Origin of the sequence: Geobacillus sp. BMUD (genome assembly GCF_013096845.1) — a bacterium.
In the GTDB taxonomy this organism is placed as follows: Bacteria; Bacillota; Bacilli; order Bacillales; family Anoxybacillaceae; genus Geobacillus; species Geobacillus vulcani.
The window spans coordinates 120,323-128,606 of record NZ_SDLA01000008.1; the positions used below are offsets into that span (position 1 = coordinate 120,323).

Sequence of the window (8,284 nt, forward strand, 5' to 3'; positions counted from 1 at the left end):
ACATCACAGAAAGGGGACAGTGGCCATGGATATGAACCGTGTCAAACAAATTGTTTCTTCCCCTGCCGATATTCCGGTGTATTACAACGGCGTGTCGGTCTGGATTGACGGGTATGATGAGGAAAAGCAGACGGCGACCGTCCATTTGCGCGACGGTCGGCTCCGTGAGCGCCGGGACGTGCCGGTTTCGGAATTGACGGAAGAGCGGGAGTGAAAAAGGGACACTTGGCCGATAGTGCAGGGTCTTCTGGCGTTTCCGGCGCGTGATTGGGGCGAGCAGAGGCGTTTTCCAGCATGAGGCGTCCATGTGGTCCGCAAGAAAACAGTTGTCGTTCGCCGTCTGTTTCGTGAACAAAACGGCTTTTCAAACGACAATGGAGAAAGTCGATGCAGGATGCCACGTTGTCGTTAGACATCGGATGAAACGGTGACGGAACGAAAGACGGAGGAATCCGCCGCTTGCCGAACGAAGTGTCGGGCAAGCGGCTTCTTTTTGTCAGATGGCCGATTGGTTGTGCGCCCGGGCGGCGTGCACCGTCAACAGCAAGGCGCAGGCGAAAAAGAAGACGCCATCGATTCCATAGACGAGCGGATATCCCCCAGCAGCAAACAGCGCGCTGCCGACCATCGGTCCGAATGCCATTCCCATATAGCGGAAAAAGTTGTACACCCCGATGGCAGTCGAGCGGTTTGCCTGAAAGACGTTCGTCAGTACGGTCGTCTGCACTGGGAGCGAAAGGCCTAAAAACAGTCCGAACAAGGCGATGGCCGCAACAAGCAGCGAAAGCGAGCGTTGGTCCACGACTAAGAAAAAGAAAATGGACAGCACGGTCAAGTGCGATGTCGCCAATAGAATGCGCCGCTCTGGGAAGCGCCCTTGAAGGCGCCCGCCGAGGAAGCTGCCGATGACGATCATGGACGACATCGCCAAATACACCGTCCCTTTTCCTTGCGCCGACAGGCCGTACCGATCCGTCAAGATGCCGGGCAAAAAGACGAGAAAATTATACAACGAGTAATATTGGATAAAGCCAAGCAGAACGATCGACCGCCCAGCGCGGTGGCGGAGCACCGCCGCAAAATCTGCGAGGCGGAACGGGGCGGAGGCCGCTGCTTCCTTCGGTTTCGTTTCTTTCAAAAACAGAAAGTTGCCGATGCCGACCAAGCCGCCGACGACAACGAGCGCCAAAAAGACGGCGTGGAATGGAACATGTTCCGCCAAAAACCCGCCGACTATCGGTCCGACAACGGGACCAAGCGAAACCATCATTTGAAACGTCCCCATTGCTCGCCCACGTTCTTTGCCGGTGAACAAGTCGCCGATGACCGTAGCGGCGACCACCGATCCGGCCGCGATGCCGACGGCTTGCAAAGCGCGGAAAAACAGAAGTGCGTAAATGGATGCCGAGAAAAAGCAGCCGAGCGAGGCGGCGGTGTAGATGCCAATGCCGCAAAGCAGCACCGTGCGCCGCCCTTGCCGGTCAGTGAGCGGCCCGTAGACCATTTGCATCATCGCCAGGAAAAAGGTGAAAATCGAAATCGTGAGGTTGATGAGAAACGAAGAAGTCGCAAACGCCTCTCGCACTTCTGGTAAAATAGGAGTGTAAATCGTTTGCGTAAACGGGCCGAGAAACGCGGCGAGCGACACAAGATACACCACAAACTGGCGTTTCATCTCTTTCCCCTTTCTTTGCCAGTACATATGTTATGATTATACTCCTGCTTCTTTCGTTTTTGGAAATGAAATGCTTATCGAGAAAAGGTGGGGATGAGGATGGAATCATTGTTGGTCCGCGATGCGACGATGGAAGACTTGCCGCACATCGTCCGCATCTATAATGAAACGATCCCAAGCCGGATGGTGACGGCGGACTTGGAGCCGGTGTCGGTCGAAAGCCGGCGGGTGTGGTTTGAGGCCCATGACCCATATACCCGGCCGCTTTGGGTCGTCGAAGATGAGGGCCGCGTTTGCGCCTGGCTCAGCTTTCAGTCGTTTTACGGCCGCCCGGCGTACCGCCATACGGCCGAAGTGAGCATTTATATTGCGGAAACGCATCGCGGCCGGGGGCTTGGAACGAAGCTGCTCGAGCGGGCGGTCGATCAAGCGCCGTCGCTTGGGATCAAGACGCTGCTTGGCTTTATTTTTGCTCATAATGAACCGAGCTTGCGGCTTTTTGCCCGCTTCGGATTTGAACAGTGGGGATATTTTCCGCGCGTGGCGGAATTGGACGGTGTAGAACGGGACTTGGTCATTGTCGGCAAACGGCTTGTATAGAATGGCGTCAGATGGGGCACGGATAATCATGACAATGCCAAGGAAAGAGGGAACGAGATGAACGTCATGCCGATTCGGCTGTTTACGATTCAAGATGGGGAAGGATTTGTCGCTGATGCGTTTCAATGCCCGGTGACCGGCAATTTGATTTACAAGTCATCGGGTACGCCGTCTGTCGTCGCGTACACCGATTTGACCGACGAACAAATCATGCGCCTTGAGAAATACGGATTTCGCCGGCTCGGCGAGTCGCCGGCGCGGATGGAAAGCGGCCCGGACGGCATTGAAGAGCTGCTGCCGAGGCAATGAGGGAGAAAGAAAACGAGGTGAAAACGTCGAAGAAAAGGCCTGCCCGATGGGGACAGGCTCTTTCTTTTCGCCAGAAGGCCGGTGAAACCCAACGGATTCCCTCGATCCGTTCGTGAGAAAGCTAAAGGGATGAACATGCGGCGCTGTAAGGTTTCTCCATTTGAAAAACACTGCTGCGAAGCCCGATATTCGTTCCCTCGCCGGCGTTCTAGAAGAGCGTTGAAAAACAGTCATTTATGCCAAATCCGTCGTTTTCAACCAGTGAAAAAACAGATTTTATATTGAAAAGCGCTTGTCAAGTCGAAATGTTCATTCCCTCACCGTCTTCTAGGCGCGTTGATCATGTCAACCGGCGGATGAGCCAATAGAGCGCGGCGGCCGCCGCTAGGCCAAGCAGCGTATAAAGAACCGGGCGGCCGGATCGTTCGTGCGGCGTTTTGTTCTCCAAAGCCGGCGGGTGATGGGTCTTGGGCGTCTTTTCCCCGGTCTGCGGCCGCGTTTCTGTCCCTGCCCGTTCCCTCTCTCCAGCGGCGTGCTTGCCGTACATGCCCGCTCCGGTTCGTTTCGCCTCCTCGTACGCCTTGCGGACACGTGCTTCGTATTTGTATGTGCCGTAATCGTAAAAATCCTCTACCAGCCCGGCTTTGGCAAGATCTTCTTGCAGCAGGCGCTTGCCGACCCACACCCAGGCGAGCAGCCGCTGGTATTTGTCAAACAGCGCGTCTCCATCGGTCTCAAGCAAAATGTTCCCTTGATGTAAGCGGGAACATGTAAACCGGCTTGCTTCTTTCCCATACGGTTCGACTTGGATCGTGCTCTCCGGCGTATCAATGAACAAAAACCTCGTCGTGTATACATGGCCGTTGACGCGAAATTTCGCCGTATCGCCGTCGATGCACTCGACCAATTCAGCCGGGTAGGTGCGGCCAAGGCGCAACGTAGAACGATCTTCTTTCTTCCCCAGCATATGGCCGTCCAGGTCGATTCGCTCTGGGGTGAGATGCCGCTTGCATCGTTCATTGCCGTTGTATGTTTGAATAAGCTGGACAAGCTCTTGTTTCGTTTTCGCCTGCTTTGCCAGCGCAGTCGGCTCATGGAGCAAATACACGCAGTCGCTGCCGCGGAAGTGCCCGCCCAACTCATCAAGCTCGCCAGGGTGGGCAAAAGCGGAAATCGGGAACATCAACAGAAAACAAAACAAGCATATGACCATTCGTTTCAAAAACGATCCCTCCACTCGAAAAACATTTCTTCCTCTTGAGCACGAACCGGATGTCCGCAATGGATGGGTTTCAGCACACGATCGCGCATGTTATGCGGGTTTTTGCCGTTTTCAGCAAAAAAAATAATATGACTGTTATCGCGCTGTTAGGCGATTTGCATTCGTTCACGATAAAGTTTATCAAAAAAGACGAAGTGCGCGCGGCGCGGTTGGCGTTTCGAAAACAACGGCTGAAGCGGCGATCGGCTCCATCTTCAGCCGACGGCGGCAGAACGATGTGGAAACTGATCCGCACCGTGATCGTGCCCGATTGGCTGACGATGGACTACAGCCAACCGGTAGACGACGACTTTGACATCAAGCAGGCGCGCCGTGAGTTGGAGGAACGTCTGAAAAAATACAAAACCAACCCGGACGGATGAAGCCGATAGGCGGAAGAGCCCGAGCGGACCCATCTCATGACGGGAAGTGAATCGAGCGATCCCCGTGTGCCCCACGGTTTGCGGTTCAGTCAGGTTTTTCTCTGGTGCCGGCGCCCCTTCACGTTTAGACGCGGGAGACTTCTTTTGGGAATTTGTTCAATCCCCAACCTTCGCGGGAGATTCGGAGGGATAGCGCATCGCCATCTCCCAAAACGAAAATAAAAACCCTTGCTGCGCAAGGGTTGTGTGAATGGAGCATACCGGGCTCGAACCGGTGACCTTCGCGCTGCCAGCACGACGCTCTCCCAACTGAGCTAATGCCCCAAAAAGGATATGGATGATCTGTCCATGTCCCATTATATATATCGATGCGGACAATTGCAATCCTTTTTTCATCATCCGCTTTCAATATCAACATGCACGACATCGTCAATGGAGCGGATGGCGTAGTAAAGTTCGGCGGTCGAGCGCTTTTGGTCAATGACGGCTCTTAATTTCAATAAATGTTCATTTTCTTCCACATCTTTGATGCGCATCGTTTTAATGTTGATGTCCTGTTGTTTTAAATGGTCGATGACCTTTGTAATATTTTTGGCGTCCGCTACGGTGATTTGCAACAGCACCTCTTTTTCGCGCAGTTGCTTCGGCCCAAAAAAATTGATCAAAAACGGAATGAGTTCCACACTGACAATGAGCAGGGCAACGCCGAACGCCGATTCCCAATAGAAACCTGCGCCGACCGCTACTCCAATCCCTGCCGCCCCCCAAATGATTGCGGCGGTCGTCAGCCCAGTGATGCTGTCGTTACCGCGGCGCAAAATGACGCCTGCTCCTAAAAAACCGACCCCGGACACAATTTGCGCCGCCAGTCGAAGTGGATCCATTGTAATATGGTCTTTAAGCGGGAAGACGTACGCCGATTCGATCGAAACGATCGTCAATAAGCAGCTGGAAATCGAAATGACAAGGCATGTCTTCAAACCGACCGGTTTTCGCTTCAATTCCCGTTCCAGCCCAATGATCAGCCCAAGAATGGCGGAAATCCCTAGTTTGAGGAACGGATCAAACATCATCGTTTCTCACCTCGTTCATGGTATAATGAAAGAAAACGCCCGATGACGCCTGTTTTCGCCCGGCGTGAAAACGGCGGCCAGGGACTGCGCTTGACGAGACAAGGGGAGGAAAACGAATGAAGCCGCCAAGCCCAGCAAAGGCGTATGCCGCTCTATTCATCGGCGCGCTTGCCGTGTCAACATCGGCCATTTTCGTCAAATGGTCGCAGGCGCCATCCGCGGTGATCGCCTTTTATCGGCTCTTTTTGGCTGTGGCCATCATGACGCCGTTGTTCCTCCGGCATCGAAGTGAACTCCGAGGCATCTCCCGGCGCGATTGGCTGTTTTCGCTTTGTTCTGGGGTTTTGCTTGCCTTTCATTTTATCCTTTGGTTTGAATCGCTCGACTATACATCCGTCGCCAGTTCGGTCGTGCTTGTGACGCTGCAGCCGCTGTTTGCCTTCGCAGGCGGCGCGTTGTTTTTCCGCGAACGGTTGACCCTCGGCGCGGTCGGGAGCGCGGTGTTGGCCATTATCGGCAGCATCCTCATCAGCTGGGGAGACTTCCGCGTCAGCGGAGAAGCGCTGTACGGCGATGGATTGGCGTTGTTGGCATGCGCGTTTGTCACGGCGTATTGGCTGTTCGGTCAAGAGGTGCGCCAACGGTTGTCATTGATGACATATACCTATATCGTCTATGGCATCAGCGCGGCGGTGCTGTGGCTGTACGCGATGCTGTTTCGCCTTCCACTGACGGCATATCAGCTGACAGATGGGCTTTGTTTTCTCGCTCTCGCCGTCATTCCAACGTTGCTCGGCCATTCGGTGATGAACTGGGCGGTCAAATGGGTCAGCGCTTCAACCGTGTCGATGGCGATTTTATTTGAACCGATCGGCGCTTCCGCCTTGGCCTACTGGCTGTTTGGCGAACCGATCCGTCCGTTTCAATGGATTGGCGGTATTTTTATTTTAACAGGAATCGCTCTGTATTTGTGGGAGAAAAATGAAAAAGGCCCGCTAACGGTGCAAGAACGTAGCGGACCCTAGCGTTCCGACGATAAAGGGCGGGCGGCAGATCGGCAGACGGAATTCATCGAAGCCGCGGGCGAATTGGGACAGATAAACGAAATCGACTTGCGTGATAGTAGAAAGCAAGTAAGCAGACTTCGTTGCCCCCTGCTTTCGTTTTCGATTGAGTGCAGCGATGATGCCCTCCTTTGTTTGAATGCCGATGCCATGCCCGTAAAACAAGCCATCGCCTAAGTAAATGGCATTTTCTCCTTGCCATTGCGGCGTTAACGGATCGAATTCCGGGTTTTTAAAATAGAGGCAATCTCCAGGGAGAAAGTGTTCATCTTTTTTTGTTTGAATGCCAAGATCTCGGTCGGTATGCCAATCATACAGCAACAAATCCGCAAACAACCGGTTGAACGACGCTGGATCGATTACGTCAAGCACGGCCTTGTAAAACACGATGACGATCGCGGTCGCGCATTCAAACGCGTATTGCTCGCTATGGACAAAAATGTCCTTGATCGCTTCGGAAGCCGTGACATCTGGGCGAAGACGAAAGCCGCCGCGCTCGTCCCGCACCCAAAAGTCGCTGTTGCAGCGCGAAAAACGGAAAATGGCAAACCGCGCCCGGCTTTTCGCCAACTCAACCGCCGTCCGAACAATGCGGTCGCGCAAGGCGATCTCGAATCGAAGCTGCCGCTCATTCGGGTATGTGTATAATCGAGGCGAGGAGACGAGAGCATCTAAGATTTGTTGTTCGCTGGCCGGAAGCGAAAACGAACTAGAAACGTCAAAGTTAATTGGTGATAACACGCGAATCAAAGTGAAGATGCCTCCTTAATGAAAGGATCGCAGCAACGGTATAAAACGCTTCTCATTTAGAAAAACAGTTGCTTGCCGATTTCGACTGCCTGAGGCAAGCGGCCGTCTTCTTCGCCGCGCCTTGGCGTGGCGGAAGGTGAAGCGACCACTCGTTTCACAGATCCGGGCATGGGGCTGAAAGCGGCGTTGTCATGTCGTCTGACAGTCGATCCAATTGCTTTGCCAAAGCTGCCGATGTGAAACTTCAAATTGCATAGCAATGCCATAGAAGAAATGTATGCGCGCGCGGCGGCGTTCATTCCGTTTTTTTAACACATTCACCGAGAAGTCTCCCACCTCGAAATGGAATGTAGGTGGGAGATGAATCGGATGTTTTTCTTTCTAAATAAGAACATACGTGGATCGAGTAGTAAGAAACTCCCACCTCTAAGCGAAGTGTAGGTGGGAGAGGTTCATCATGAAGCTCCTCGTCCTCAAGGAATGGGCAGGGCGTTCGCTCAATGAGCAGACGGGAGATGAATGTCGGTTGGCGATCGCCAATAAATGGGGAAGGGTGAAAAGGATGGGATCCGCGCGTTCTAAAATTTTTTTAAAAAAGATGTTGCATTTTTGGAGTTAAGGTGGTATATTAAAAAGCGTCGCTGATCGAAGAGGTTGTTGGGCAGCGATACGAGACAAAAAAGGTAGTTGACATCGAAAAAGATGTTATGCTAACATAAAAGAGCTGTTTGAGAGAGGAAACAGTCAAAAGCTTGTTCCTTGAAAACTGAACGAAACGAAGCGCAACGAAAAGCGGAGGTCCGCGGGTCGCCGCGACGGGCAAATGTTCTTCACCCGCAGGGGTGCTTGCACCCCGAGGGGGAAGGTTATTTGACCCCGAGCGGCGGCGGACCGAAGCTAGACAATTCGAAAAGCGGAGGCCGCTCGGCGCCTTTGGCGCTGCGGCTGAAGCGATAGCCAATCAACTTTCTTTGGAGAGTTTGATCCTGGCTCAGGACGAACGCTGGCGGCGTGCCTAATACATGCAAGTCGAGCGGACCGGATCGGAGCTTGCTCTGGTTTGGTCAGCGGCGGACGGGTGAGTAACACGTGGGCAACCTGCCCGCAAGACCGGGATAACTCCGGGAAACCGGAGCTAATACCGGATAACACCGAAGACCGCATGGTCT

At 53.4% G+C, this 8,284-nt stretch carries 8 protein-coding genes, 1 tRNA gene, 1 rRNA gene and 1 pseudogene; 6 read left to right on the plus strand and 5 right to left on the minus strand.

Annotation, left to right across the window (positions count from 1 at the left end):
- Positions 1-25 precede the first annotated feature (25 nt).
- Positions 26-214: an H-type small acid-soluble spore protein gene (locus tag ETC05_RS11105; RefSeq protein ID WP_031407447.1), complete on the plus strand. Its 189-nt coding sequence runs from the start codon at positions 26-28 to the stop codon at positions 212-214.
- 282 nt (positions 215-496) lie between these two features.
- Here the strand turns inward: ETC05_RS11105 and ETC05_RS11110 are convergent, their stop codons facing one another.
- On the minus strand, positions 497-1,675 hold the full coding sequence (locus ETC05_RS11110; RefSeq protein WP_171661001.1) for an MFS transporter: 1,179 nt from the start codon (positions 1,673-1,675) through the stop codon (positions 497-499).
- Between the two features lie 99 nt (positions 1,676-1,774).
- On the opposite strand from ETC05_RS11110, the gene ETC05_RS11115 reads away from it, so the two are divergent.
- Positions 1,775-2,275 (plus strand): GNAT family N-acetyltransferase, encoded by a 501-nt coding sequence (locus tag ETC05_RS11115; RefSeq protein ID WP_171661002.1) that lies wholly within the window; start codon positions 1,775-1,777, stop codon positions 2,273-2,275.
- Positions 2,276-2,332: 57 nt separating this feature from the next.
- On the plus strand, positions 2,333-2,584 hold the full coding sequence (locus ETC05_RS11120) for a hypothetical protein (protein ID WP_171661004.1): 252 nt from the start codon (positions 2,333-2,335) through the stop codon (positions 2,582-2,584).
- Positions 2,585-2,924: 340 nt separating this feature from the next.
- Here ETC05_RS11120 and ETC05_RS11125 read toward each other — a convergent pair whose 3' ends face one another.
- On the minus strand, positions 2,925-3,806 hold the full coding sequence (locus tag ETC05_RS11125) for a thermonuclease family protein (RefSeq protein ID WP_171661005.1): 882 nt from the start codon (positions 3,804-3,806) through the stop codon (positions 2,925-2,927).
- 188 nt (positions 3,807-3,994) lie between these two features.
- Here ETC05_RS11125 and ETC05_RS11130 point away from each other — a divergent pair.
- Positions 3,995-4,228: pseudogene (locus ETC05_RS11130) on the plus strand (DNA replication protein DnaD); the annotation flags it as partial.
- 251 nt (positions 4,229-4,479) lie between these two features.
- Here the strand turns inward: ETC05_RS11130 and ETC05_RS11135 are convergent.
- Positions 4,480-4,552 (minus strand) — tRNA-Ala (locus ETC05_RS11135).
- Between the two features lie 71 nt (positions 4,553-4,623).
- Positions 4,624-5,301 (minus strand): MgtC/SapB family protein, encoded by a 678-nt coding sequence (locus ETC05_RS11140; RefSeq protein ID WP_031407458.1) that lies wholly within the window; start codon positions 5,299-5,301, stop codon positions 4,624-4,626.
- Between the two features lie 116 nt (positions 5,302-5,417).
- Between ETC05_RS11140 and ETC05_RS11145 the strand changes: the two genes are divergently transcribed.
- Entirely contained in the window at positions 5,418-6,326 is a 909-nt protein-coding gene (locus tag ETC05_RS11145) for a DMT family transporter (RefSeq protein ID WP_171661006.1), read from the plus strand.
- Here the strand turns inward: ETC05_RS11145 and ETC05_RS11150 are convergent.
- Positions 6,297-7,115 (minus strand): protein-glutamine gamma-glutamyltransferase, encoded by an 819-nt coding sequence (locus ETC05_RS11150; protein WP_031407462.1) that lies wholly within the window; start codon positions 7,113-7,115, stop codon positions 6,297-6,299. The genes ETC05_RS11145 and ETC05_RS11150 overlap by 30 nt on opposite strands.
- Positions 7,116-8,083: 968 nt before the next feature.
- On the opposite strand from ETC05_RS11150, the gene ETC05_RS11155 reads away from it, so the two are divergent.
- Positions 8,084-8,284, plus strand: a 16S ribosomal RNA gene (locus ETC05_RS11155); the annotation flags it as partial.